This is a genomic window from Pedobacter sp. SYP-B3415 (assembly GCF_004138205.1).
Classification (GTDB): Bacteria; Bacteroidota; Bacteroidia; order Sphingobacteriales; family Sphingobacteriaceae; genus Pedobacter.
Genome location: NZ_RXNQ01000032.1, coordinates 101,562 through 127,916, shown reverse-complemented (window position 1 = coordinate 127,916; position 26,355 = coordinate 101,562). Strand labels below are relative to the sequence as shown.

Here is a 26,355-nt window from a genome sequence, read left to right as displayed (position 1 = left end):
TTTTTATTTTTCGCTTTAGCGCAATTCCAGGACCAGAGTTGTTTTGGCTGGTACCGGGATCTTTGCAACAGGCTGTTCTTTTCCGGTTTGAATATCTTTACCATAAGTTAAGCCCTGCATCCTTTCGCCAAACCTGGCTGTATCCAGTTCCTTCCCGCTATCATTGCTGTTTACAATAACCATCACTGTTCCGGCAGCCTGACCGGTATACCTGAAATAGACATAGATACCATCCTGCGGCACATACTGCATCAGTTTACCCGACTGCAGGGCCTCGCTTTTTTGCCTGAAGCGGGCAAGATTACGAATATGGTTAAATGCTTCGTTCTCCTGCGCCGTTCTGCCTGCGGCGGTGAACTTATTGGTTTTATCGCCTTTCCAGCCGCCGGGAAAATCTGAACGGACAAGGCCATCGGGATTGGAAAAGTTTTTCATCAAAATTTCGGTCCCATAATACAGTTGTGGTATGCCGCGCATGGTAAGCAGAAGAGACATACCCGACTTAAACTTGTCAAAATCCTCATTCACCATCGAATAGTAACGGCTCATGTCGTGGTTATCCATGAAAATCACATTCTGGTTGGGGTTCTTGTACAGGAAATCCTGCGCAAGTGTTGCATAAAGCCGGTTTATACCATCTGTCCAGCCTGCTTTACCATTCAGCGCTTCATAAATCGCGTCTTTCAGAACGGCATCGGTTATCCCCGGCAGGTGTGTATCCAGGCCGCGGCCAACCGTGTTACCGCCGGTAAAAAATGCCTGGTTAGCAGCAGCCGTAACGAGCGTTTCGCCGAAAATTGACAGATCTGGAAACTCGGCCTGCAAACGCTGCGCCCAGTCGGCCATAAACTTCGGATCGTTGTATGGATAAGTGTCTAAGCGCAGTCCGTCAATTCCGGCATATTCAATCCACCAGATGTGGTTTTGCGTCAGGTAATTCTGAACAAAAGGATTGGTCTGATTCAAATCTGGCATGCTGGGCACAAACCAGCCGTTCAGCATTTGTTTCTGGTCTGATTTTGATGCATGAATGTCCAGCAGTGGCTGCTCCCGGTAGCTGGTTTGCTGATACGAAGGCCATTGGTTCAGCCAGTCTTTCATTGGCAGGTCGGTAAACAGCCAATGTCCCGTGCCGATGTGATTGTGTACAATGTCTTTAATTACCTTGAGCCCTTTTTCATGGCAGATCTCTGCGTATTTTTTGTAAAGTTCGTTGCTGCCATAGCGCGGGTCAATCCGGTAGTGTTCGGTTGCGGCATAGCCATGATACGACGCCTTCGGCATATTGTTCTCTATTTCAGGGGTCATCCACACAGCAGTTACGCCGAGATCTTTTAGATAATCAAGATGATCAATTACGCCCTGAATGTCCCCGCCGTGTCGCGCATACATGCTGTCGCGGTTCATCGTGTTTTCGGCAAGCTCCCTGCGTACATCATTCCGCGGATCGCCGTTTGCAAAGCGGTCGGGCATGAGCAGGTAAATCAGGTCTTTTTCAGTTACACCCTGGATACGGCCTGCCGCGCTGTTTCTTGCTTTGAGTTCATACGAGTAGCCGGCTATTTTTTTTCCGCTGCGCGTGAAGCGTAATTCAAACTTTCCCGGCCTGGCCGTTGCGTCAATTTCAAGATCAACGAAAAGATAATGCGGGTTTTCAACGCGGTTAACCTTTATAAGTTTTACCCCGGGATAATTTAAACTTACGTCTGCCTGCCCAATGCTGTTTCCGCGAACAAGGAGCTGAAGTTGTCGATGTTTCATTCCTGTGAACCAGAACATAGGCTCTATGCGCTCCAGGGCGGGCAGCTGAGCCGGCAGCCGGCAGGCAATCAGGAGGAACAATACAAGAAAAATACCTTTTTTCATGATGGTAAGATAACGGCTATGGGGCCGTCTGTAAACGGCCCCATTGTGTTTTATTTTTTCGTGAGCGTATAGGTACCTGTCTTGTTGTCTGCATTTACTTTCAGAACAATCTCATATGTGCCGGCCTCGGTCACGGTGATATCTGAACCGCCGTTACCGATATTGGTTCCCCAATCATGCCCGCGACGAAACTTCATTGCGCCGGGTGTTAACGCCGTCGTAATTGTCCAGTAGGGTTCTTTTGCGTTTACATATTTCAGGTCAATGTCTTTTTCCCAGTTGCTGCCGGGAACAGCATTGCCTATAAGCGACCATACGGGAGCGGCCTCCATTTTCCAGGTATTTGCATTCAGATCTATGGTGAGCAGCTGTGTGCCTGTACCAGGCGAAACGATATCCCCGCCGCTGGTACTAAGTTTACCTCCACCAGCATCGCCATAGGCAACATCCCATTTTTTTGCAGGTGTCAGTTTAAAAGCCAGGTTCCCGGGGGTAAAGTTGATGATACCGGTATAAACACCGTTCCCAGTTTCAGATATCAGACTGTCTGCAGTGGCAGGATTCCAGCCCTGATAGGCGCCCGGCACATAAATCCACGAAGTAAGCGGGAACGGGCGGGCGTTTATAGACACCGCACTGCTGTAAACGGGAGCCACAGCATTTGAGATGGAAGACTTCAATCTGACTTCCACATCGGTATTTGAGGTAAAGGGCAGGTTCAGGCTAAGCAGCAGGTTATTGAACTCCATTCCGTTATAACTTTTGGACGTATTGTTTCCCTCAAGCAAAACCTCTTTTGGCTGGGCAAAATTTGTTCCCTTCACTGCCATTTGCAGGCTGTTTGTTACCGCAGCCCGGTAACCAAAATCGGCGGGGCTGAATGTGAAGGTCACTACGTTTGTGTTCAGCATACTTCTGTCAAGCACGAGGCTGGTAGCCGACGTTTTCAACGAGCCTGCCGTACCTGCGGTCGCGACCACAGAATTTCCTTCCTTTTTGCAGGCTGCAAAACAAGCGGCCAGCAGCAGGATAAAGACCGGTTTGATGTATTTTGATCTCATGTCTTGTTTTATTTATGAAATTAGTAGCCAGGGTTCTGTGTCAGATTGGGGTTGGCAATCAGATCTGCCGCCGGAATCGGGTAAAGGTTCCGGTGCGCGGGAAGCGCCGTGCCTGCTTTTACGCCGCCCTTAAACGGCCAGAGGTAACTGCCATCTGTAAATTTGCCGTAACGTACCAGATCACTTCGTCTGAAACCTTCCCAGTACAGCTCCCGTCCGCGCTCATCCAGGAAAAAGTCAACGTTAACGGTCGAGATATTTCCTGATGCGTTGCCATAGGCACGCTGTCTGAGCTGGTTAACGTAGGTCACTGCCTGCGCAACGGTTCCCCCGGAGCCGCCGCGGGCTACCGCTTCCCCGTAAATCAGATATTGTTCGGCAAGCCGGAATAAAGGAAAGTCCAGCGAACTGAACGTTCCGTTCAGCGATGCCGGTGTAACGCCGGTCGACGTGACATTTTTGAATTTGGTGACACGAAGACCATCGGTAAAGACACCGATATCATCTACCACAGCCTTTGTTCCGAAGAACATCGCTCGGCCATCGCCGGCAGGAAACAGCGCCGGCAGGTTTTGGCGGGTACGGTTACCTCCCCATCCGCCGTTAGGCACACCAAAAGATGCCGGATTCATATCGCCGTTAATGGCAGCATTGATCAGGAACGTGGTACCGCCAAAGTTGGTTCCGCGTGTGCCGTCGTAGTTAATGGTCAGGATCGCCTCGGCATTGTTGTTCTGGTTGTCTGCAAGGAACAGGTCTTTGTATTGAGATTTAAGGCTGTATCCCCCGTTGATCACTTTTGACGAATAGGTAATGGCTTCGGTATATTTTGCTGTACCGGTATAAACCTGTGCGTTCAGGTACAGCCGCGCAAGCAGCGCCCAGGCTGCACCTTTGTCTGCCCTTCCGTATTCATTGCTTCGTGGATCAGCGAGGTCGGCTTCGATTGCCTTGAGTTCTGATTCTACATAATTGAACAGCTCGGTGCGTCTAATCTGCTTTGGAAAGTCTTTGCCGATGTTATCGTTCTCTGTAACAAACGGTGGATTACCGAAACCATCCAGCAGTACCCAGTATTGGAAGGCACGAAGAAAACGTGCTTCGGCGCGATAGCGCTGAATGGCGGTCGCATATGAGCCGGTAATTCCACGCGCCGCCAGTTTTTCAGGTGTGCTTTCACGGATAAATTCGTTACAGACCGTAATCTGGTAAACGCTCCGCGAATACAGTCCGCGCAGAAATACATTGTCTGCTGCCCAGGTTGAGTAATCAAGCTCGGGAATACCGATATCACCCCATGAACAGACAGCTTCATCTGTTGTCAGTTCCTGTGATGTCCAGAACAGGCGCAAAAAATCGGAGAAACCCGCGTTTATACCACCCAGGTCGCTGTTGTCTGAGCCCGTTGCACTCGTAAGCGCATAACTTGCGTATAACTTAACCAGCCCCTGTTTGTATCCTGCCGGATTGGCGTAAACGATTTCTGCAGTCACATCATTTGTTGGCCGCAGGTTCAGATCATCTTTTTTACAGGCCTGCAGCACGGTGATCAGCGCGATAGAGGCGAAAATATATTTGAATGAATTTTTCATGTTTTCAGGAGATTAAAAACCAACATTCAGACCCAGCGTGTAAATTCTTGGGCGTGGGTACAATTTGTAATCAATGCCGCTTGTCAGTTCAGGATCGAGCCCTTTGTATTTTGTCCATACAAACACGTTCTGGCAGTTGGCAGATACGCGCAGGGTAGCAGTTCCCGTTTTCGAGAGGCGGCCGGCATCATAAACGAGGCCGATATTATCCATTTTCAGGAACGACGCATTACCAACATAATAGTCGCTCAAAAATTGATTGGTCTGGAACCCTGTATTATAAAAATCGCTTACCGAATTGTTGATCAGTCCGCTCGGGCTGAGGATATTGGTGCGGATGCCGAAATTTGAAGACACGTTATCATACACATAGTTGCCAAGGTTGGCGCGAAGCACGGTGCTTAATGTTAACCTTTTCCAGGTCAGTGAACTGTTCAGGCCAAACACAAAATCAGGATCCGGCGAATTGTAGAAATACTGGTCGCTGGTATTGATGATCCCATCGCCGTTCGTGTCTTCGTAAACACCTTCCAGCGGACGGCCTTCAGCGTTATAAACCTGTTTGTAAACAAAGAATGAGCCCGGTCTTTCATTGACCGAATTGTATTTTACAACCGTTCCGGTACCGCCGGTAATTTCGCCCGCGGCAACCCGGCCCGAGGCATCCGGATAAAGGGTCAGGTTCGTAACAGTGCGTTTATTATAGGCTCCGTTTACACCAAGGTCCCAGCTCAGGTTTTCTGTTTTAACAAGGCCGAAATTAACGCTTGCCTCCAGACCCCGAACATCCATATTACCCACGTTGGTGGTTAACAGGTTGCTGAAATTTGTTCCGACGGGGATGTTGACTGTGCTCAACAGATCGCGTGTCTTTTTGTAATACGCATCAATACTACCATAAACGCGGCCTTTAGCAAAACCGTAGTCGATCCCGGCGTTATAGGTTGTCGTACTTTCCCAGCGCAGATCGGGATCATATGCCGCCGGACTGTAATAGTTATAAAACGTATCGCCGATCTGATACTGTCCGGTATTGCTGTTTGCGTAATATTTGGAGAAATACTCATAGTTGCCTATGCCATCTTTCTGACCGGTTTCACCATAACTGAGACGGAATTTCAGGTCAGAAAAGACCTTGCTGTCTTTAAGAAAATCTTCGTCGATGGCCCGCCAGGTAAAGCCTGCGGAAGGGAAGTATCCCCAGCGGCCAGACTCGCTGAATTTTGATGATGCATCTGCTCGGATGGTGCCCGAGAGGATATATTTACCTGCCAGGGTATAAACCAATCTTCCGTAATAAGACAGCATTCTGTTTTCCTGGTCTGCAAAGGGGAATACCGGCGTTGTTATGATGCCGCCAACCGCATTGCGCTCTTCGAAGTTGTAATCGCGCTGCGAGATGTCATAGAAACCATAACCCGCAACTGCGTTGATATTGCTGTTGATACCGCTCAGGTTTTTATTGTAGCTCAGGTACGCTTCAAATGTTTTGTTATTCTGGGTGCTCAGCGAACGCCTGATGCTGCCCCGTGTAGATACGCTTTGCGCCGCGAATTCCGGTACATAAATGGCCCCCTGGCCCTTGCTGACATCGTAGCCAAGGTTTACGTTTGCATGCAACTCAGGAAGAAAGTGGAAGGAATAATCGAGGGTCAGGTTACCGAAACTCCGGTCAGCCTTACCGTTGTTATCCTGCTGGCGAATGAGAGCTACCGGGTTGCGCGGAGCATTCGGATTTGGCACTGCGCCCTGCACCCATTCAAAATATCCGCCAAAGGCGTTATTCGCATAAACCGGCTGCGTTGGGTCAAACTGAATTGCTGAATTAATGGCATCACCATGCGCAAAATGTGAGTTGCTCATGGAACCGTTCAGGCTCAGGTTAATTTTCAGGTGGTCATTGAAAAGGCTGGGACTCAGGTTAAAACTTCCCGTGCTGCGGCCAAGCCTGTCGGTTATGATGAGACCATTCTGATCCAGGTAACCTGCTGAAAATCGGTAAGGAACGTTTTTGAACGATCCCGATATACTTAGGTTATTATCGGTCGAAAATGCGTTGCGGTAAATTTCATCCTGCCAGTCGGTGTTCGCAGTTCCAAGCAGGGCCTTCTGAGTCGCGTTGCCATTGGCATTTACATAGGCACGGATCTCGTCGGCAGAAAATACGCTAACCTTTCTGGCAACAGTCGAATAGGAATTATTTGTGCTGAAATTGATGACAGGAGCTCCGCGCGTACCTTTTTTTGTGGTAATGAGTATCACGCCGTTTGATGCCCGGGATCCGTAAATGGCTGTAGCGTTTGCATCTTTTAGAACGGTAAATGTTTCAATATCATTCGGGTTGATCAGACTCAGCGGGTTGGCGACGTTATTAATGCCGTTTCCGCTAAAGGGATTTCCGTCTATCACAATGAGGGGATCGTTGGTAGCATTGAGTGAGGCGCCGCCGCGTATACGAATGGTTGAACCTGCTCCCGGCTGTCCGCTGTTGGTGGTAATGGAAACACCGGCCACTTTACCAGCAATAAGCTGCTCAGGTGAGGTAATGTTGCCGCGCTGAAACTCGCGTGATGTAACGGTGGCGACAGAGCCGGTAAGGTTTTTCTTTTCAGTGGTCCCGTATCCGATCACAACGACCTCATTAAGTTTTTGCGCGTCTGGCTGCAATCTGAATTCTACGGTAACGTTCCCGGAAACAGTCACTAATCTTTCCTGGGTCTGGTAGCCGATGTAACTTACGGCCAGGGTAAGGCTTCCGTTTTCCAGTCCGCTGAGGCGGAAAGCACCTTCTACGTCGGTTTGGGTTGTTTTGGGTCCACCCTTCACGAGGATGGTAGCGCCAGGCAGGCCAACGCCGGTCTCGTCGAGGACCTTTCCGGTAACGGTGCCGGATTGCGCAAAACTTGCTGCTGAGGCCAGCATAAACAGTACAAACAGCCCCTGTTTAAGCAGGTAAAATATTCTCATACTTTTAGCTCGGTTAATGGTTAGAATTTGGTTAAACTTTTTAGTTCTTTACACAAAGACTAATTTACAGCAGCATTTTTCATTTCAAAGTGTTTCTTTAAAATATTTTTTTAGCGCAAAAAATGGCATGTAAAATCTTGCGCCTGTTTGATGATTCCCGGGAATGAAACCAACAAAAAGCAGATAAGGAATCGTCAATTTATCGTTGGTTATCAGGTTATTACAAATATACTTAAATGTTGTTATGTGTATTTATTACACTAAGCCATTTCGCGGCAGGCAATATGGGAACGTTCCCGACCAGTTTGATCAATTCGGCGTCCAAAATTCGGGAACGTTCCCGAATTTTGGAGTTAATTCTGCGTATTTTACACTAAGGCTTCACATTTTTTGTTTGAAAATTCATACCGAGACGTCCTTAATTCCACGCATTTTCTGAAGGCCGGCCGGCCACCTGCCGGGTAGTGATGCCTTGCCGGAAAATAAGATCAAATTGATTCAGTAAGCCTACTCATAACAGTGAGGTGTTTGGTATTGCCTGAGCTGGGTCAGTCGCAAGGAAGCCATCTGCCTACCGGCGTCCGGGTGAAAAAGTATGGATGCACACCGTCTACTGACTGCAATAAGCCGCAGCCAGATGTGAGCCGAATCTTTGAATGCTGCCTGCCTGTATGGCGGCTGGCTCATTCTCATGCTTCAGTCGGGTACCCAAGGCAGCTTGCCTGATGTTCACGCCATTTTTTTCAGAATGAAACGCAGGTCTGCCTGACGCACTCAATCATTAATTAACAACCGGTGCAACGAGACCACTATTTTCAAACCCCGATTAAGATGGGGTGTACGGAGCTTTTTTCAATCATCACATGCAGATGTGACAGCCACACAGGCCCTTGTTTAACCATCAGAAATACCCTTTCCTTAATTTTGCCTTATAACAATACGAATGCTCATGAAGAAGTACATGCACTCTTTAATCGCGGCCGCAGTTGCCGTGTTTGCCACCGGCACAACCTCCCTGGCTCAATCGTCTGCAACATCGCAACCCGTTACGGTTAACATTGATCTGTCAGCGTCAGTGATATCGATTGCGCTTGGAGCCACGCCAACGGTGAATTTTGTTTATGCATCGGCAGCAGATTATACCGCGCCGAAAACCGTCAGTAAGCCGGGGCACTTTACGGTAGTCAGTAACCGGAATTATACGATAACGGCAGCAGCGCAGACCCCATTTACCGTCGTTGCTACAGACCCTACGCCACTATCGCTTGGTGTTGTAAACATCAGCGTTGACCCGGCAACATTGAATGGCGGTACACCGGCAACACAAGCCTTGTCGCAAACGCCTGCACCCATTATCACCAATGCAGTGCCAACAGTCGGGGCGGTCTATAATATCAACTATGCTATACCCGATGCTACTCCGCTGCTGGGCAGATCCGCTTCGATTTATTCAACAACCGTAGTGTATACCGCTACCCAGTTGTAATATGCAGGAAAACCGGCTGATGAGAGTAGAAGGCATGCTGGGGATACTTTTTTTGCTTCTGGTTCCCCTGTTTACCCGGGCACAGGGCATCTCCATCTCGCCGTCGAGGATATTTATACAGGGCCAGCCCGGAGAAACAGTTACCCGGTCCGTTCAGTTCACCAATACATCACCGCGTGAACTTAATTTTGTGGCAAGCGTGAAAGACTGGGAGCGGGACTCGCTGGGCACCAAAGTCTATCATCTGCCGGGAAAGTTAAAAGGATCAAACGCAGCCTGGATTGGCCTGCAGGCAAATAGCGTGCGGGTTGCGCCCGGAGAAACCAGGGTTGTCAATTTCTCCTTTACCATCCCCGCCGGCGCGGATGCGGCTGAACTGACCAGGAGCATGCTGTTTTTTACGCAGGTCAGGGAACAGTCGGCAGCAAACGGCAACCGCCAGGCTATCGGCCTCAACATCCTGTTTGAAGTAGGCATTCAGATCTACCATGTACCGGATGGCCTGACACCCGGGCAGCTTAACTTCGAGGCCTTCCTGGATAAGGGTCAGGTCGAAGTTTCAGGTAAGCCCGTAAGGCGTATGATGCTGAAAATAAGAAACGACGGGCAGTTGAATAAAGATGCCTATGTACGTTTTGAACTAACCAATAAAACGACCGGCGAGGAAACCAGGGTATCGCCGGTTGCCATTGCTATGCTGCCAGGCGCAGCTCAATGGGTCAATATCGACTTACCTGCCGGGTTGAAAGGAAACTTTCTGGGTATTGCCATTCTCGACGCAGGAAGCCAATACAATCTGAAAGTTGCTGAAAAAGAGATTACATATTAGACTGTTTCTGCTGGGCTGGCTGCTGCCATGGTCTTGTATTGCACAGCTTAACATCATACTGCCCGAGGCAAACATTTCTGCACGGAGCGACTACACCGCATCATTAGGTACCGGCAATTATAACAGCGTGCTTGGTCTTCTGCCCGTTTTTTCGGTCCGTTCAAACACATCAACGTTTGCAAATACGGTTGGGGGTTCATCAAACGTTGCTTTAAATACCACAAGGCTAACGCTAAGAAGCATCGGCTCACTGTCATTGCTCGGATTTTCTCAGGAGGTAACGCTGAGTACCGCTACGGGAAATATGTACGCCAGCCTTGCAACCGTTGCCTCAGGTCCTGTTCTTATCGATTACAGGGTCGTAACGTCCATACAACGCTGGATTGCCGGAAATTATCAGGCTGAGCTGGAATTTCATACCGGTGGCTTAGCTCCCAACCAGATCATCCCTGTCACGCAAAAACTAAACATCCAGGTCCCGGCCTTTATAACCCCGGCCTCCACCCTCGGAACCATTACCATGGCCGTAAATGACCTGTCTTTTTTCCGGTCGGCAGCAGGTATCAGCACCAGCAATACATTTAATGTTGCCTCTACCGTACCCTACGTGCCGGCGCTTGCTTCTGGTGCAAACAATTTCAGCTTTACAACTGCAGCGCCTTATGCACAGTTACCGGTTACAGCAACAAACAGCGTCAATACCGTGCTTACCGGGCTGTCGAATGCAGTTTCTGTTCCGCTTGCAAGCACGCCGCAGAACCTGATCAGCACGGGCAATGTGGCTGTTCCGGCTGCCAACAACCAAATGCTCACTGCTACCTTTTCTATAACCGGAGCGAACCTCAGGCAGTCATTCGTGCAGGCCGGCACCTATTCTGTTCCTATTACATTTACCTATAGTAAACCGACTGACATTTATCCCTCAGGTCCGTTGCAGTCAACCCGGTCAGGCACGCTGCAGGTGGTCGTGAGTGATCTGTCTGAAATTACGGCGAACCAGACGTCAGTTGGCCTGGCCTTTAATACCGCTGAGGCCTGGAGGCAGGGACTTACGACTCAGATGGCCTCGCACATTCGCCTGAGCCGCACAACGCCATATAGCGTTTATGTCCGGGCTACTTCTGCCAGCTTCAGTTCGGGCTCCAATACCATCCCGGTTTCAGTCATGCGTATAGGTCCCGGCACAAATCAGACCGGGATGAACACGGTAACGCTATCCACTACTCCGCAGCTGCTTATTGCCAATGCAGCACCTGAAACAGACCGCAGCCTGAACATTGCTTACAGCATCCCCGCAGCAAACACACCTCAGCTGTTAAACAAACCTTCAGGTAATTATTCAGCCGCTGTTATTTATAGTTTCACCGCATTGTAATCGTTGGTTAGAAACGAACAACTTCGATCCTACGGCGTTCGTCCCTGAATTTGAAATCAAGTACCTGCTGCAGGTTTCCGTATTCGAGGGTGACGTTGTTCCGGGCATTTACGATCGAGATGGGAAGGTCTTTGGCAACAATCGAGACCTGGTAGCTGCCCTCGGGCAGGTGTAAAAAATAGGTGCCGCCGGCATCTGTCAGTGTTTCAAAGGTTCTGCCCAGCCGGTCGGCTGCATGCACGCGCAAACCGGCAAGTTCGGGCGAGGTTTCCAGGTATTGCTTGCCGGTCATAACCAGGCGGCCTTTCAGGACCATAGTTTTGGTGACAGCGACATCCATTCGCTTGTTTTTTCCCAATGCAAGGGCCAGCGGCTGCTGCATAGACCATTCACGGCTGTTCAGCACTTCTATCTTGTAGTTTCCGGCCTTCATGTTATAGAATTTAACAACACCTTTGCTATTTGTTACAGCAGTCTCCTGGTTGGCCCTGATTGTCAGACCCGACAGCGCGCGCTCGCCGGGCTCGGCAACGCCGTTGTTATTTTTATCCTCAAAATAGCGCAGTTCGAGTTTTTTCCGGGCACCGTGGCTGATGCCTGCAAACTGTTTCTCAACGCCGATACGGAACTGCCTTGTATCAAACCGTGCATCGGGAAGAGCAACTTCGGTCATGCTGCTCAAAAAACCAGACCGAATGAGCGTGTAAAATATATCTGCAGATAGTGCCCAGTTTTCAGGCAGTACCCAGCGCAAATTGCCATTTACAGAATAGTTTTTGTTTCCGGATGCGCCGTAATCATTGTACTGGGCTGAAGCCTGAACCTTCAGCCGCTCCCTGAAAGCGGTGAAACTTGTATTCGGACCTATAGAGAAGATTTTGAAGCGGCCGTTAGAAATAACAGTAAGTGCATCGGTGAGGTAATAGGGGTTCAACTGCAGATAGCCGTTCAAACCAAACCAGTTGTTTGTGTAACTGGCGTTCAGGCGCAGTGAATGGTACCGGTTTTCTGTGCCTGCTGCAGTGTTCCTGAACACATAGCCATAGTCCGTTTGCAGATTTAATGTATGCGATTTAAGAGAAAACCCGGTCTGCACTTGGGTCCTCAGCGCCGAAGACCGCCAGTTGAAGCCTGTAGATACAGGCTGAAAATAATGAGTGCCGGCGAGCCGCTGGTCAAGCAGGTAAGGTCTGATATCAAAGCTGAATGCACCTGCTGACCTTCCGAATGTCAGTTCATAAATATTTATAGTATTGCGGTTTGAAAGAAATCTGAACCCCATCCTTGAAGTCTGAAACGCCGGATCATTGGTCATCAGACTCAGGCGGGCGCCATAGTGTGCACCGTTTGTGCCCGTATGGAGCAGGCGCGTTTCCGACTGGAAGAGACCGCGTCGCAAGCCTACAAAGTATGGGCTGCTGAAATAATTCAAACTGGACAGCTGCCATTGCTGTGTACTAAACTGGTAACTGAGGCCCCCGGCAAACCCCGACGCTGAATTGCCGCTGTCAGAAAGCTCATTACTTAAACCCCCTTCCAAACCGAGCTGCTGATAGTTGCCCAGACGAAAACCCGTTCTGCCGCTAAACATGTGACTGCGCTGTCCGAAATAATTATCATCGCTGAATAAGTAGGTCAGCCGGCCTTGTTGCTGGTCTCCGGCCAGAAAGTTATAATTAAGTGCAGCAATGTTTGCTCCAGGCAGTGCCGGCGACGCGCCGCTGACCAGCATATAGTTATTCTGCAGACCATAAACGCTTAAGCGACGATCGTCGCCAAATTTCAGACTTGCTCTCACACCTCTTCCGCCGAGGGCGTAATCCAGGTTTTCGTATATGTTCCCGGCCTTCAGTCCCCATGTTTTCCCTTCATAATCCAGATGAGTGTCGTACAAATTTATGCCTTGCAGGTGCTGCTGGTAGTAGTCCAGGTTAAGCCGGTAATTCAGCGCATCTGACGAAGACAGATCTATTTTTCCGTTGGCCTGTAACTGGTAAAATGACGCCGCATTACTGATCGTCATGTACCTTAGGGCCGCCGCATTGTTCAGGTTTTTTGCAAAGGGACCGTCGGCCAACCCTGCACGGCGTATGCTGCTCAGGTTCAGTATGCGGATGCGGTGACTTGCCAGCTGCTTCCCATTGAGATCCAATGCATCTATTTTCACATTAAAATCTACGGCCTGCCGGCTGCCCGAGCGGTTACGTGCCTGAACAGGCACAAGCTGCCGCGCTCCCGGGCGTAAGGTAATGGTCGATTTGTCCAGCGTAAAATCAAGCCCCTCTGGCAGTTCGGTAAGCTCCAGCCTGACCTCAGCAGGTAGTACCCCGTCATTGCTGCACTGGATCATAAGCTGTACCAGGCCCGTTTGCGGGTTCAGGTAATATTCATTCTGACTGCTTGTTAAGGTGATTCCGGCAATCTGATCGAGTTGTACGCAGAAGGTGGCTGAAATCCCTGATCCAGCGCCTTCTGTTTCCCGAAACCGAATAGTAAAACTTTGAACCACCGAAGTCAGCAGCTCCTGGTTAGCCAGATATTTCACCGGAAAACTTTTGCGTTCGCCGCCGCCAATATCAATCACCGGAGGAATATTGATCAGCCCCTGCTTTGCTGCTGTCCCTGCGGCATCTGTAAAAAGTCTGAGTGGCCGGCCACTGGTATTTGATAGTATCAGGGTATTCGAAAATGTTTGCCCAGCATTCACCCTTACGGTGTCGACCTCAAACACACAGCGCAACGCAGCAGTCTGCCCATGCAGCAAACCGGACTGACAAAACATGAAAAATATCGTAATGGCAATGCGTATATATCCAGCCATTTTCTCGGGCTCATTTAATAAAAATCAAGGTCTGCATTTCCGACTGAATAGCGAAGAATCAGCCATCACATGTCGATGTAACGAATCTGAGGGCACTTTTTGTGAACAAAAATCACATACCTGACGTGCAGGGAACGAACAAAAAGAACAGACGTATAAAAGGCTGTCTGACATAAGTTTATTGCCGATTTCTGAGTTTCACGGTGACGCGATCCTGGATTTAGCTTCCTGGACCTCTAACTTTACAGTCGGTTATATGTTTAAACGCATAGTACCATCAACTTATTAACATAAGAAGAAATCTCCCCTATGATGAAGATCGGTATACTTGACAAAGATCCTTTTGCATTGGCGAAGATCGAACAGACCCTCAGGGGTCAGACTAAGGGAAACATGGCGTATGCCATTTCCAGATTTAATTTCGATGCACTGACAAACCGGGCATCCTTTCCCGACGTGCTGCTCATTGACATAGAGGGCTTCGATCCGAGGATAATTCACAAGATCCGGCTCCGTGCGCCCGGAATTACAATTTTGATTGTTAGCGACCAGAGCGACCTGCAGGTTGCTTATTCCTGCTTTCGTTACGGCGCATTAGGTTACCTGACAAAAAAGACATGTCTGTCAAACCTCTCAGAAGCAATTTCGGTTACATTCGCCGGCGGTTCATTCCTGAGTCCGGGTATTTCCAGAAACCTGATCAGCCAGATGCAGCTGGCAAGACAGCAGGAGGATTTGTTAACAGCGCGCGAACTGCAAATTGCCAAAGGGATTGTAGATGGCCTGAGTTATAAACTGGTTGCCGACCGTTATAACATTGCACTTGATACGGTTCGTGTATATATAAAACGTGTATACCGGAAACTGAATATTCATAGCAAGGGCGAGCTCATCACCATGTTGCTTCATCAGCAGGAAGTTAAGCGAACAGGATAAAAATACGCGAACCAGCAACGCAAATATTCGTTCCCTTCACTGTTCTGAAAAGCCAGGCCTGCATTACAACGTAGGGCAGGTCCCGTTCTCCGCTATAGCCCTGTATACAGGGGCTGCCGCTGCGACCGGGTTTAGATGGCCAGGCCTCCAGCAACGAACAGCGGAGCCCACCCACCGCCTTACCTGCAAGCGGCTAGGGTGAGATGATTATGTCGAAATCACTCAATAATCCCTCAAGTCCTGATCTTGAAAATTTTGCTTTTCTAATCTGGTTTTTGTCAGGTCTGATCGTGTAATTGAACGCTGTCCGGAGATCCGCTTTCTGCAAAACTGTGCCGTCAAAGAGAGCCATCATGAGGTCGCACTCATCAAAGCGTGCTTCGGACAGATCTGCACCGGTAAAGTCGGTCTCGCGGAGGCTGCATTTGACAAACCTGATCTTTTTAAGCTTAAGTTTATAAAATGAACAGAGATCGAGCTGGCATCGTTCAAAAGCGAGATCAAGCAGAAATGTATCACACTGACTAAACTGAACACCAAGAATTTTACAGCCATTAAAGCGCACACTGCGCAAAGCCGTTCTGGCCAGGGTAGCGTTACTCAGGTTACAGGATTCAAAAAGGCAGTCTACAAACGCGCATGCCGAGAAAACGGCATTGCTCAGGTCTGCATTTTTGAAAAGGCAATTGCTGTAAGTACCCGGCTGCAGCACAGACACCTGGCTAAATTCCTGATCCTGAAAAAAATTCTGTGACATGCAGCAGCCTTAGAAAGTGGCCTGATAAACGATGTGGGAATTACTGGGTTCGAACCAGTGACCCCTACCTTGTCGAGGTAGTGCTCTAAACCAGCTGAGCTAAACTCCCGGGGCTCGAAATGTTTGTTTCGAGCAGCGAATATACAAATTCCGGATTAACTGCGAAGGCTTTTTAATTTTTTGCAGTCGCCGGTTTATGGTACTATTGCAGGTAAAACGTCTGGCTGAATGCTCCGTTTACCGCACTATCCCAGGCTTCTACACGCATCCATTTCCGGCCTTTTAATTTGGGACGGAATGCAAATTCTTTTGTGCCAAATGCCTGTGTGTCTGTCAGGTCAATGCGCTCGCGGTAAACCTTTTGGCCATCCCCCGAAATGATCTCGATAAAGTTCATCGGGAATGTCCAGCTTAGTTTCAAACGCACATCTGCGGTTCCATCAGCATTCAGCTTTAGTGTTTCACCCGAAACTTTTCCATTTACAAGAAGTTTGTGCATCAGCACTTCGCCCGTGGTACCAAAGAACTTCCCTTTTTGCATGGCATCAACAACAGGCTTCCAGCCATCCTTATACTTAGGAAGCTGGTCAAGCATCATGTAATTTACATTCATGTGTGCATACATCTCATTCTCATTCGTAATGGTAAAGAGATCTGCCTCGGTGATCACCGTTTTTTTCTCACCCCAGTTGTTCATATCATCAAGAAGATCCAATACTCGGTTACCTAACCGCTGTTGCGACAGATCTGCAGGCATGGCTTTCCAGGCTGCACCCATAAAGCGGTCAGATTTGAAGAAGTTCTCATGATTATAGATATCAGGCGCATTAACGGAGCCCTTCGTACGCGCATGGGCGGTCCAGGCCAGACCCTGCTCCTGCTCCAGCAACCGCAGCATATCATCCTGGTTGCCTACGTGGTATACTTTACCAAAACCCGGCCTTTCCTCTACAAACGGAACACCATTTCTGCGCGACATGATCCAGTATACCGGCTTTGGAAAGATCTGCAGCCAGTGCCCGCCGAAAAATTCATTGGGCTCTTCGCCCGGCATAAGGAGAAACTCATGATCAGACAGGCGCTCACATTGCTCAAACAAGGCCTTCAGCTCCCGCAAACGCAATGAATCGGGACCTTTGGGATGAGCGGTATAATGAAATTCACCGAGATGCACCATGTCTACACCAAGGCGTTTAAACACATCTACAAACTCGGGTTTCTCGGGAATCGGCTTACCCGCAAGCACAACATTCATAATAAATTCATTGTGAAAATGGCTCGACATTGTTTTGAAGGCGGGAAGCTGTACATACTTGTCGGCATTTGTGAACTTTTTGACGGCATTCAGCGTCTGGGTGTTTCCCGCATCGTCTACAAGACAGAAAAAATTAAGCCGTTGACGTGTACCGGGAGGCGCATTAAACCATGGAACGAAACGGCGGTCGCCCTGCAGTTCCTGTCTGATGCCCATGCCATACCCGTCGAGCATCTTGCGGTACTGTTTGCCATGCCAGATAAATTTCAGGTTAAATGCTTCGTCGAGCGGATAGAAGTATTGGTGCGGTGCCGGAAAAAGCGCCAGGGAACCGCCGCTGGTCTGCGCACTGATTGTACGGTATTTTACAGACAAGTTTCTGGCCGAGTCTGCATAGCTAACCTTGGCCGACTCGACCTGATCTGCGGTATTTGTCCAGGATAACGTTTTCCATTTTTCGGTTCTGCTGATCAATCCGGCGTCGTAAACGATAGCCGTGGCATCGGCTTTCGTAGACATGACGGCTGCAACATTAAACAGCGGACTGCCGTTATAAAACGTTACCTCCAGTTCACCTGAAAAACGGTCGGCGGTCAGGCTACCGATGCTTACCACCGTACGGCTTCCCACTGTTTTTACAGAGATTCCGGTCTTTTTCAAAACGACCGGATAGGTTTTGTAGGGGCGCAGGGGCACCTTATCAAAAAAGATGTTCCATCCATTTTGCGAAAGCAGGTCGCGCTTGCCGACGCTGAGCAGGAATGCCGGATCGAGGTCTTCAGAAACTGCTTTGAATTGATCTTTTATGCCAAGGCCGATGTATTTAAACAGAGGTGAGCCAGGGGAAAGATCGAAGGTCACTTTGCCGGTCTTGTTTTCGGCGACGGGCCAGGTGATGTCGACAAGATTATTTTTTTGACTGGCGGTTACCTGCGCATTTGGCTTGAATTGTTTGGTATTTAACCGCACTTGTGCATGCGCAAAAAATGCCTGAATAAGCAGGGCAGTAAGAAATAGGGCTCGAAGGTTCATATCAGGTTATAAATAGACCAACATACGAATTAAATCCAAAAATGCCCAAAATAGACCTTGCTAAATCGAAAAATCACTCAGAATTTTTACGTAAGCGGCCGGTTCTTGCGTAAGTTCCACAAGGTCAAAATGCTGAAATCTATGTTAAGAATGCGGTAAGCCGGAGGCATCTTTCTTACATCGGTAAGATTGACATAATCGAATATCCCCTGGGCAGTAAACTGATCAGCTTGTGTTCGGCAGTATTCAAGGGCTAGTAAATAAGCTCGCAAAGTAAAAAACTTATTCCCTTCCCCACAACTTTTCCGCTTGATCCCCGACTCCGTAGGGACGCTCCAAAGCAACAAAAGCATAAAAAAAGCCCAAAACTTTCGTTTCAGGCTTCTTTGTGGGAGATACTGGGTTCGAACCAGTGACCCCCTGCTTGTAAGGCAGGTGCTCTGAACCAGCTGAGCTAATCTCCCTTGTCCCGTTTGGGAATGCAAATATAGCGCGATTATCTTACTCTGCAAATATTTTTTAAAATTTTTTAGGAAAGAATTTCCTCGAGGATTTTATGAGATTTCACCTCCCCGAAGCCTGCCACATGTAACTGGTAGTATATCAATATTTTGCCGAGAACCGACTTCCTTGTAGCTGCAGAGATTTGCAAATGATTAAGTTCCTCAAATTTTTCCCGGAACAGTTTCAGAAAGAGATCCGCATCTTCTTCATCGAGAAAATAAGGATGAGACGGCAGGGCAGAACCAAATTCCCCTTCCTGCAAATCAAAGTACAGATGTACCCCCCTGCCCGTACCGCCGGGTCCGAAACCAAGAAATCCGGTCAGTTTTAATAAAAAAGACAGGTGAAAATTACTGTTATGCCCGACTGAGCCATCAAGCCAGCATAACGCATGATGAATAAAGTCAAACAGGTTTTGATCTGCATCCTGCCCCCTGATGCTTTTGTAAAGCACCTCGTTCAGGAAAATTACAATCGTGCGTTTAATCGGATCGTAAGGGATACTTAAGTACACAGGTGAGGTTCGCAGTTCTGCAACGCGCTGAACCTGGTTGGCCGGCTTGTGATACGCCACCATATCAACCAGATGTAAAGGCTGCAGCATGTTAAGCCTTATCTTTGCCTTCGGCTTTTTTACACCGTTTATCAGGTAAGACTGGATGCCGAACACATCAGTGTATATCTGTACAACCACGCTGCTCTCAGAATAATCTGTCGTTTTAAGTACAATCCCTTTTACCTTGTATAACATTGTTCAACTTTCATCCAAAGTTAATGTTTTTCGCGCTTTGCATTCGCGTCTGACAGCCATCCGCCGGCAGGCGAACAGCATGCCAGGATCGTTGTTCAGATTTGTGCCAATCAGCACGATAATTTCACCGCCGTCAGCCATGGAATTATGCTAATAAATAGCATTTTTGTCAGAACCTGCTGCCTGCAAAACCGCATGTAAGGCGGTATTCTTCTAAATCATTATGTGGAAACACTTCGCCAATCTCATTCTGCGCAACCGGATATTTTTTATCCTCTTTTTCCTTGCCGGAACCATATTCATGGCCTTCCAGGCAAAAAACGTACAGCTTTCATATGCCGGAAGTAAGATCCTGCCCCTCACAGATAAAGCGTTTATCGAATACAATGCTTTCAAAAAACAGTTTGGCGAAGATGGCAGCATCATGGTGCTTGGCATCAGTTCGCCAAATATTTTTGAACGGCGCCTTTACGCGAAATGGGTTTTACTTAGCAATGAAATACAAAAGCTGTCCGGCATAAAAGCAGTTCTTTCTACCGGGAAAATTTTCACGCTGCAAAAGGACACCACGAATCAGAAATTTATACTGAAGCCGTTACCTGCCCGGCCAGTAAACACCCAGGCGGAGGTCGATTCGATCAGACAGGAACTGTTTAACATCCCTTTCTTCGACGGACTAGTGTTCAACAAACAGACGAACGCCACATTGATGGCGGTGACTTTCGACTCCAGGATACTGAATTCGGCTGCGCGCAATCCGGTGTTGAAGGAAATCGAAGCGAAAGCACGTGCGTTTAGCAAAGAAACCGGCGTCGAGGTACATCTGTCAGGCCTGCCCTACATCCGTACAGCGGTGAGTCAGCTTGTATCAAAAGAGTTTATACTTTTCCTTGGACTGTCGCTCGGCGTATCTGCCTTGATCCTTGCGGTTTTCTTCCGGAAATTCTATGCTGTACTTTTTCCGGTACTTGTCGTTATTATGGGCGTAGTCTGGAGTATCGGGACGCTGGTTCTGTTTGGCTACGAGTTGACGATCCTGACTGGCCTGATCCCCCCGCTGATCGTTATTATAGGCATACCAAACAGTATTCTGCTTTTGAATAAATACCACGGCGAACTCCGTAAGCATGCCGACAAAACAGAGGCAATGAAAGTTACCATACAGCGGATAGGAGAAACGACCCTCGTTGCAAACGTTACCGCCGCAATCGGCTTCGGCGTCTTGTATTTTACCGGCAGCGAGTTACTGATGCAGTTCGGGAGTGTGGCTGCCATAAATGTGATGGTTACCTGGGTTATGTGCCTCTGCCTTATTCCAATTATTTTTAACTACTTGCCGGCGCCGAGGGCTGTAAGCGAAGAGCAGACTGCAAAAAGCGGACTGTCGCGTATGCTGCTGTTTGCAGACAGGCTCGTGCAGGGCAGGCGAAAACTCATATACGGCGTGAGCATTGCTTTGACACTGATCGCCGCTGCCGGCGTAATGCTGATCAATGTGAACGGTTATGTGGTCGATGATTTACCGAAGAGCTCGGGGATTTTGAAGGACCTGAAATTTTTTGAACGTAATTTTGATGGGATCCTCCCGCTGGAAGTCAGCATTGACACCCGGAAGAAAAACGGGGTACTCAGCCTCGCAAACCTGAAACGGATTGAAAAAGTTGAGCGGATGCTGGCAGCCTATCCGGAATTTTCGCGTTCAGTATCGTTAAATATGGGACTCAAATACGCATCGCAGGCCTTTTACAATGGCGACAGCACCTTTTTCAGGCTTCCGGGCGATATCGAAAAGAACTTTATCTTGTCTTACCTTGCCAACTCCGGTGGCAACGGAAATATGCTTGGGAATTTCCTTGATAAAGACCGGCGGATGACGCGGTTAAGTTTTCAGATGGCAGATGTTGGCTCAAAGCGTCTTGATAAGCTTTTGGGCGAAATCAAACCGCGGATAGATTCAGTGCTAAACCCAAAACGCTTCGACGTTATGCTAACCGGTTCAAGCATTATCTTCTCAAAAGGCACAGATTATATGCTTAAGCACCTGGTCGAGAGTGTTGCGCTGGCTATTGTGCTTATTTCGCTGCTGCGTCTTGTACAATTCAGAAGTTTGCCCGTCATGTTTATTTCGCTTCTGCCGAATGTGATTCCGCTTGTTATTACGGCCGGAATTATGGGATTTGCAGGTATCCCGCTCAAGCCGTCAACGATTCTGATCTTTACGATTGCCTTTGGACTGGCATCAGACCAGACAATATATTTTTTGACACGGTATCAGCAGGAACTTGTGCTTACCGGCCGGCCCGTTCCGGTGGTAATCAGCGAGACAATCAGAGAAACGGGCGTAAGCATGACGCACATTGCGCTGATCCTCTTCTTTGGTTTCGGCATTTTTACGGCGTCAACCTTCGGCGGCACGGTTGTGCTTGGACTGTTATTATCTGTCACACTTCTGGTTGCGCTGATCTTCAATCTGACGCTGCTGCCGGCGTTGATGCTCTGGATGCAAAAGTCAACACCTTCTACAACACCTTCTAGGTTTCTAAAAACCTAGAAGGTGTTGATAATCTAAAAAAAACGAATTCCCACTGACAAAAACAAATATTTAGCGATAATTTTTAACTTTTAATTAATTGACATATCTTTATATTTCATCCTTATGTTATGAAATACTTTGATCCCTTCACAGATGGAGGCTTTTATCACATTTTTAATCATGCCGTCGGCAGCGAAAACCTTTTCCGTAACCGGGAAAACTACAGGTATTTTTTAGAGAAATATCATGAATATATCGATCACGTTGCTCAAACGTATTGTTACTGCCTCATGCCCAACCACTTCCACTTCCTCGTGCGGTTCCATCCACAACAGAAGGAATCAGGACATAAAAACCTGATGCAACCGATCAGCAACCTGCTGAACAGCTATACCAAATCGTACAACAATATGTTCAAAAGACGCGGAGCGTTGTTTATTAACAGAACAAGGAGACGCGCCGTAACTGACGATATTTACCTGCACACGTTGGTGGAGTATATTCACACAAATCCTGTAAGAGACGGGTTTTGCGAATCGGCAGATGACTGGCGATATTCATCCTTCAGAAACTTCGCATCAAACAGCAGCTTTCCGGGGCAGCAAGAACCTGAGGGATATCAACCTTTCTGCCCGGCCACGGTTTCCTGGCCTTCCGTATCAGGCTTTGGCTCTTCAACATGATGAAGTCCTTTTACGTCGGTGATTACCCGCACATTTCCCTCTTTATCTTTACGGGCAATCAGGATCGGGTACAAAAATAATAAGGCTGCCATAATCATCAGGAATCCCGCCAGTTGTAATACATACACACTCCCGGTAATCTTATATGAGCTCATGACCATACCCGCAGCAGCTGTCAGGATACCCATGATCGCTGCAATACCTGACCTTTTAACCTTTACAACCTTCATCGCGATTTTTATTTAGATTTTTTGCCGCCTATGTATGCAGAAAGCACCAGCGCCAGGCCAACAACTTCCAAAACCATGCCGAAACCCAGGAGAATCCGGCCCGCCAAAATGAAACTTTCGCTTGCCCGTAACAACGCTGCAATGGGAATGAGTATCAGCGCTGCAATCATACACACGAGGCCTTTCCGGAATTGACTTCTCATAAACTTAATTCAAGCCAAAACTACCATTTATCAATCATTAATCTTAACTTTGCAACCTTAATTTTTGAACGATACTGCACTGATGTATAGGGAATTTAAACAACTTGAGCTTGCCAAAATAGGAAAGGAAATACTGGAGTTCTGGAAATCTGAAAATATCTTTGAAAAAAGTATCAGCAGCCGGCCTCAGTCAAATCCTTTTACGTTTTACGAAGGTCCTCCTTCGGCCAACGGAATGCCCGGCATTCATCACGTTATGGCCCGCGCCATCAAGGATATTTTTTGCCGGTATAAAACGCTCAAAGGTTTTCAGGTAAAGCGCAAAGGCGGCTGGGATACCCATGGCCTTCCAATTGAGCTTGCCGTTGAGAAAAAACTCGGCATTACGAAAGAAGACATCGGGAAAAAGATTACGGTAGAAGAATACAATTCGGCCTGTAAGGAGGAAGTTATGCGGTATACCGATGTGTGGAATGACCTGACAGAAAAAATGGGTTATTGGGTCGATCTCGAAAACCCGTATGTGACTTATCATAACGAGTATATCGAAACGCTCTGGTGGATCCTGAAGCAACTCTATAATAAGGGACTGCTGTATAAAGGATACACCGTTCAGCCTTATTCGCCAGCAGCGGGAACCGGTCTGAGTTCACACGAACTGAACCAGCCTGGAACCTATAAAATGCTCAAGGATACGTCCATCACAGCAGAATTCAAACTGAAGCGTAACCAGCAGCATCCCTTACTCCCGGTTCTTTTTGAAGATGACAGCGAGGAGACGGCAATCATTGCATGGACAACAACACCATGGACCCTGCCTTCAAACTGTGCGCTGGCAGTTGGAAACAAGATCACTTATGTAAAGATCCGCACCTTCAATCCCTATACCTTTTTACCGGTCAGCGTTGTCATGGCAAAAGACCTGGTTTCAAAGTACTTCAAAGCTGACGCAAAAGATCTTTCTTTTGAGAACTATAAGGGTGGCGACAAGCTTATACCGTGGTCTGTAAAAGCCGAATTTGAGGGTTCGGAACTTGTAGGCCTACGCTACCACCAGCTCATGCCTTATATTACCAATGAAGAGCTTGAGAAAAATGCCTTCCGCGTAATTGCCGGCGATTTCGTAACAACAGAAGACGGTACAGGCATTGTTCATACTGCATCTGTTTACGGTGCAGACGACTTCCGTGTGGCCCGTGAAAATGGTGTTCCGTCAGTGATGGCCAAAGACGAAAAGGGAAATGAACTCCCGCTTGTAGATAAACAGGGTAAGTTTCTTCCGGAGGTTACCGACTTTGCCGGCCGCTATGTAAAGGAAGAGTACTATACAGACGAGGAACGCGCTGCGGCCGACTTTAAACCGACCGATGTACTCATTGCCATCAAACTGAAAGAAGACAATAAGGCATTTGATGTAAAAAAATACGAGCACAGCTATCCGCATTGCTGGAGAACTGACAAGCCAATTCTTTATTATCCGCTCGACAGCTGGTTTATCAAAACCACGGCGCTTAAAGAAAAAATGGCAACGCTCAATAAATCGATCAATTGGAAACCCGAGGCTACAGGAACCGGTCGCTTTGGAAATTGGCTCGAGAATCTGGTTGACTGGAACCTCTCCCGCTCAAGATACTGGGGAACCCCGTTGCCAATCTGGCGCAGTGAAGATGGAACAGAAGAAAAATGTATCGGTTCAATCGAAGAGCTGAACGCCGAAATCCAACATTCAATTGCTGCCGGATTCATGCCTGAAGGTTTCAGCCTGAAAGACATGCATCGTCCGTATGTAGACGACGTTATCCTCGTTTCAGCCTCAGGAAAAAGAATGGTACGTGAAGCTGACCTGATCGATGTCTGGTTTGACAGCGGCGCAATGCCGTATGCTCAGTGGCACTTCCCATTCGAGAACAAAGATCTTTTTGAAAATGCCTATCCGGCAGATTTCATTGCGGAGGGTGTGGACCAGACGCGTGGCTGGTTCTTTACGCTTCATGCTATTGCGGTGATGCTCAGTGAATCGAGCGAGGAAATCATGGCCATCAATGCGCGTCTGAACAATCCGGGGATTGCATTTAAAAACGTGGTTTCCAATGGTCTCGTTCTGGATAAGAACGGCAATAAAATGTCTAAACGTCTTGGTAATGCCGTAGATCCATTTAGTACAATTGAAACCTATAGCGCAGATGCAACCCGCTGGTATATGATCAGTAATGCATCGCCATGGGATAACCTTAAGTTTAATACCGAAGGTCTTGATGAGGTGCGCCGTAAGTTTTTCGGAACACTTTACAATACCTACGCATTTTTCGCGCTCTACGCCAACATTGACAAGTTTGAGATTGACCGCGATAACGAGACACCTGTTTCCGCACGTGCAGAACTTGACCGCTGGATACTTTCGCTGCTGCAGACACTCATTGCCGAGGTCGACGAGAGTTATGCCGCCTATGAACCGACAAGAGCGGCGCGGGCTATTCAAAACTTTGTAGACGAGCACTTCAGCAACTGGTACGTACGCCTCTCACGCAGACGTTTTTGGAAAGGTGAGATGACGGGCGACAAGAAATCTGCCTATGAAACGCTTTTCACGTGTCTGGAAACGATAGCGCAGCTGATGTCGCCGATTGCGCCTTTCTTTGCCGACTGGCTCTATAAAAATCTCGACGTCAAAAACACAGGTGAGCAATCGGTCCACCTGAGCATTTGGAAAGATGCTGACCAGAGCCTGACTGACAGAGCCTTGAACGAACGTATGCAGCTTGCCCAGCAGGTATCATCAATGGTGCTGTCGCTCCGTAAAAAAACAAGCCTGAACGTCCGTCAGCCACTTGCAAAAATCCTCGTACCGGTACTTGATGCTGAGTTCCAGGATAAGGTTGAACTGGTTAAGGAACTTATCCTTTCTGAAACCAATGTAAAGGAAATCGAATACATCACAGACACTGCAGGGTTCATTAAGAAAAAGGTAAAGCCGAACTTCAAGGCGCTTGGACCTAAGGTTGGCAAAGATATGAAGTCTGTTGCCGCAGCAATCAGCAGTCTGACCCAGGAAGAGCTTAGCCGATTTGAACAGGCTGGCGAAATCCAGGTTCCGGGAACTGAATATATGGTCTCAATAGAAGATGTCGAGATCATCGCGGAAGATATTCCAGGCTGGCAGGTTACCAATATGGGTAGCCTGACAGTTGCACTTGACGTAACGCTTACAGACGCGCTGAAACAGGAAGGAATATCGCGCGAACTGGTAAACCGGATTCAAAATCTGCGCAAAGAACAAGGCTTTGAAGTAACTGATAAAATTGGTGTGTTGCTTCAGGATCACGAACTGATTAAAAACGCGGTTGAAAGCAACCAAACCTACATTTGTGAGGAAGTTCTTGCAGAAAAAATAGAGTTAACCGGGACTTTAAATACTGGAAACAAAATCGTAATTGAAGATGTTGAACTTCAAATTTTGATTACAAAAAAATAAAA

The 26,355-nt window shown here is 48.0% G+C and carries 16 protein-coding genes and 2 tRNA genes; 6 read left to right on the top strand and 12 right to left on the bottom strand.

Annotated elements, in window-relative coordinates; all coding sequences use genetic code 11:
- Nucleotides 1–15: 15 nt before the first annotated feature.
- The 4 genes from EJV45_RS12505 to EJV45_RS12490 are packed head-to-tail and all read right to left on the bottom strand — an operon-like array spanning nt 16 to nt 7,486.
- A complete protein-coding gene (locus EJV45_RS12505; protein ID WP_129716025.1) occupies nt 16–1,866 on the bottom strand; it encodes a glycoside hydrolase family 13 protein in 1,851 nt (616 codons plus the stop codon).
- 50 nt (nt 1,867–1,916) lie between these two features.
- Complete coding sequence (locus tag EJV45_RS12500) at nt 1,917–2,927, bottom strand: SusE domain-containing protein (protein ID WP_129716024.1); 1,011 nt, start codon at nt 2,925–2,927, stop codon at nt 1,917–1,919.
- A 20-nt stretch (nt 2,928–2,947) separates the two neighbouring features.
- Nucleotides 2,948–4,519 carry a RagB/SusD family nutrient uptake outer membrane protein gene (locus EJV45_RS12495; RefSeq protein WP_129716023.1) on the bottom strand — a complete coding sequence of 524 codons (1,572 nt, stop codon included), beginning with the start codon at nt 4,517–4,519 and terminating at the stop codon, nt 2,948–2,950.
- A gap of 12 nt (nt 4,520–4,531) precedes the next feature.
- Nucleotides 4,532–7,486, bottom strand: a complete 2,955-nt coding sequence (locus EJV45_RS12490; protein ID WP_129716022.1) for a SusC/RagA family TonB-linked outer membrane protein — start codon at nt 7,484–7,486, stop codon at nt 4,532–4,534.
- Nucleotides 7,487–8,435: 949 nt separating this feature from the next.
- Between EJV45_RS12490 and EJV45_RS12485 the strand changes: the two genes are divergently transcribed.
- From EJV45_RS12485 to EJV45_RS12475, 3 genes are read left to right on the top strand one after another with little or no spacing between them, the layout of a single operon-like run.
- Entirely contained in the window at nt 8,436–8,972 is a 537-nt protein-coding gene (locus EJV45_RS12485) for a hypothetical protein (protein WP_129716021.1), read from the top strand.
- A gap of 19 nt (nt 8,973–8,991) precedes the next feature.
- Nucleotides 8,992–9,801 (top strand): hypothetical protein, encoded by an 810-nt coding sequence (locus EJV45_RS12480; protein WP_129716020.1) that lies wholly within the window; start codon nt 8,992–8,994, stop codon nt 9,799–9,801.
- Nucleotides 9,776–11,176, top strand: coding sequence for a hypothetical protein (locus EJV45_RS12475; RefSeq protein WP_129716019.1), 1,401 nt, complete (start codon nt 9,776–9,778; stop codon nt 11,174–11,176). The genes EJV45_RS12480 and EJV45_RS12475 overlap by 26 nt, the downstream gene beginning before the upstream one ends.
- Nucleotides 11,177–11,183: 7 nt before the next feature.
- On the opposite strand, the gene EJV45_RS12470 is transcribed toward EJV45_RS12475, so the two are convergent.
- A complete protein-coding gene (locus tag EJV45_RS12470; protein WP_129716018.1) occupies nt 11,184–13,997 on the bottom strand; it encodes an SdrD B-like domain-containing protein in 2,814 nt (937 codons plus the stop codon).
- 309 nt (nt 13,998–14,306) lie between these two features.
- Here EJV45_RS12470 and EJV45_RS12465 point away from each other — a divergent pair, with 309 nt between their 5' ends.
- Entirely contained in the window at nt 14,307–14,933 is a 627-nt protein-coding gene (locus tag EJV45_RS12465) for a response regulator transcription factor (RefSeq protein WP_129716017.1), read from the top strand.
- Between the two features lie 193 nt (nt 14,934–15,126).
- On the opposite strand, the gene EJV45_RS12460 is transcribed toward EJV45_RS12465, so the two are convergent.
- The 5 genes from EJV45_RS12460 to recO form a co-directional block, all read right to left on the bottom strand.
- Entirely contained in the window at nt 15,127–15,690 is a 564-nt protein-coding gene (locus EJV45_RS12460) for a pentapeptide repeat-containing protein (protein ID WP_129716016.1), read from the bottom strand.
- 34 nt (nt 15,691–15,724) lie between these two features.
- Nucleotides 15,725–15,799: transfer RNA gene (locus EJV45_RS12455), tRNA-Val, on the bottom strand.
- Between the two features lie 93 nt (nt 15,800–15,892).
- Entirely contained in the window at nt 15,893–17,977 is a 2,085-nt protein-coding gene (locus tag EJV45_RS12450) for a hypothetical protein (protein ID WP_129716015.1), read from the bottom strand.
- Nucleotides 17,978–18,366: 389 nt separating this feature from the next.
- Nucleotides 18,367–18,441, bottom strand: a tRNA-Val gene (locus tag EJV45_RS12445).
- 65 nt (nt 18,442–18,506) lie between these two features.
- The gene (recO, locus tag EJV45_RS12440; RefSeq protein ID WP_129716014.1) at nt 18,507–19,232 is read right to left on the bottom strand and encodes a DNA repair protein RecO; all 726 of its coding nucleotides are present in this window, start codon (nt 19,230–19,232) and stop codon (nt 18,507–18,509) included.
- A gap of 223 nt (nt 19,233–19,455) precedes the next feature.
- Here recO and EJV45_RS12435 point away from each other — a divergent pair, with 223 nt between their 5' ends.
- Nucleotides 19,456–21,783 (top strand): RND family transporter, encoded by a 2,328-nt coding sequence (locus EJV45_RS12435; RefSeq protein WP_240755277.1) that lies wholly within the window; start codon nt 19,456–19,458, stop codon nt 21,781–21,783.
- 601 nt (nt 21,784–22,384) lie between these two features.
- Here EJV45_RS12435 and EJV45_RS12425 read toward each other — a convergent pair.
- The gene (locus EJV45_RS12425; RefSeq protein ID WP_205942378.1) at nt 22,385–22,678 is read right to left on the bottom strand and encodes an isoleucyl-tRNA synthetase; all 294 of its coding nucleotides are present in this window, start codon (nt 22,676–22,678) and stop codon (nt 22,385–22,387) included.
- A gap of 8 nt (nt 22,679–22,686) precedes the next feature.
- Complete coding sequence (locus tag EJV45_RS12420; RefSeq protein WP_129716012.1) at nt 22,687–22,881, bottom strand: hypothetical protein; 195 nt, start codon at nt 22,879–22,881, stop codon at nt 22,687–22,689.
- A gap of 82 nt (nt 22,882–22,963) precedes the next feature.
- Between EJV45_RS12420 and ileS the strand changes: the two genes are divergently transcribed.
- Complete coding sequence (gene ileS, locus EJV45_RS12415) at nt 22,964–26,353, top strand: isoleucine--tRNA ligase (protein ID WP_129716011.1); 3,390 nt, start codon at nt 22,964–22,966, stop codon at nt 26,351–26,353.
- Nucleotides 26,354–26,355: the final 2 nt, after the last annotated feature.

Coding starts and splice junctions, on each gene's coding strand:
- EJV45_RS12495 (WP_129716023.1), bottom strand. CDS start 4,519: ATGAAAAATTCATTCAAATATATTTTCGCCTCTATCGCGCTGATCACC.
- EJV45_RS12505 (WP_129716025.1), bottom strand. CDS start 1,866: ATGAAAAAAGGTATTTTTCTTGTATTGTTCCTCCTGATTGCCTGCCGG.
- recO (WP_129716014.1), bottom strand. CDS start 19,232: ATGTTATACAAGGTAAAAGGGATTGTACTTAAAACGACAGATTATTCT.
- EJV45_RS12420 (WP_129716012.1), bottom strand. CDS start 22,881: ATGAGAAGTCAATTCCGGAAAGGCCTCGTGTGTATGATTGCAGCGCTG.
- EJV45_RS12490 (WP_129716022.1), bottom strand. CDS start 7,486: ATGAGAATATTTTACCTGCTTAAACAGGGGCTGTTTGTACTGTTTATG.
- EJV45_RS12425 (WP_205942378.1), bottom strand. CDS start 22,678: ATGAAGGTTGTAAAGGTTAAAAGGTCAGGTATTGCAGCGATCATGGGT.
- EJV45_RS12450 (WP_129716015.1), bottom strand. CDS start 17,977: ATGAACCTTCGAGCCCTATTTCTTACTGCCCTGCTTATTCAGGCATTT.
- EJV45_RS12470 (WP_129716018.1), bottom strand. CDS start 13,997: ATGGCTGGATATATACGCATTGCCATTACGATATTTTTCATGTTTTGT.
- EJV45_RS12465 (WP_129716017.1), top strand. CDS start 14,307: ATGATGAAGATCGGTATACTTGACAAAGATCCTTTTGCATTGGCGAAG.
- EJV45_RS12460 (WP_129716016.1), bottom strand. CDS start 15,690: ATGTCACAGAATTTTTTTCAGGATCAGGAATTTAGCCAGGTGTCTGTG.
- EJV45_RS12435 (WP_240755277.1), top strand. CDS start 19,456: ATGTGGAAACACTTCGCCAATCTCATTCTGCGCAACCGGATATTTTTT.
- EJV45_RS12500 (WP_129716024.1), bottom strand. CDS start 2,927: ATGAGATCAAAATACATCAAACCGGTCTTTATCCTGCTGCTGGCCGCT.
- EJV45_RS12480 (WP_129716020.1), top strand. CDS start 8,992: ATGAGAGTAGAAGGCATGCTGGGGATACTTTTTTTGCTTCTGGTTCCC.
- EJV45_RS12485 (WP_129716021.1), top strand. CDS start 8,436: ATGAAGAAGTACATGCACTCTTTAATCGCGGCCGCAGTTGCCGTGTTT.
- ileS (WP_129716011.1), top strand. CDS start 22,964: ATGTATAGGGAATTTAAACAACTTGAGCTTGCCAAAATAGGAAAGGAA.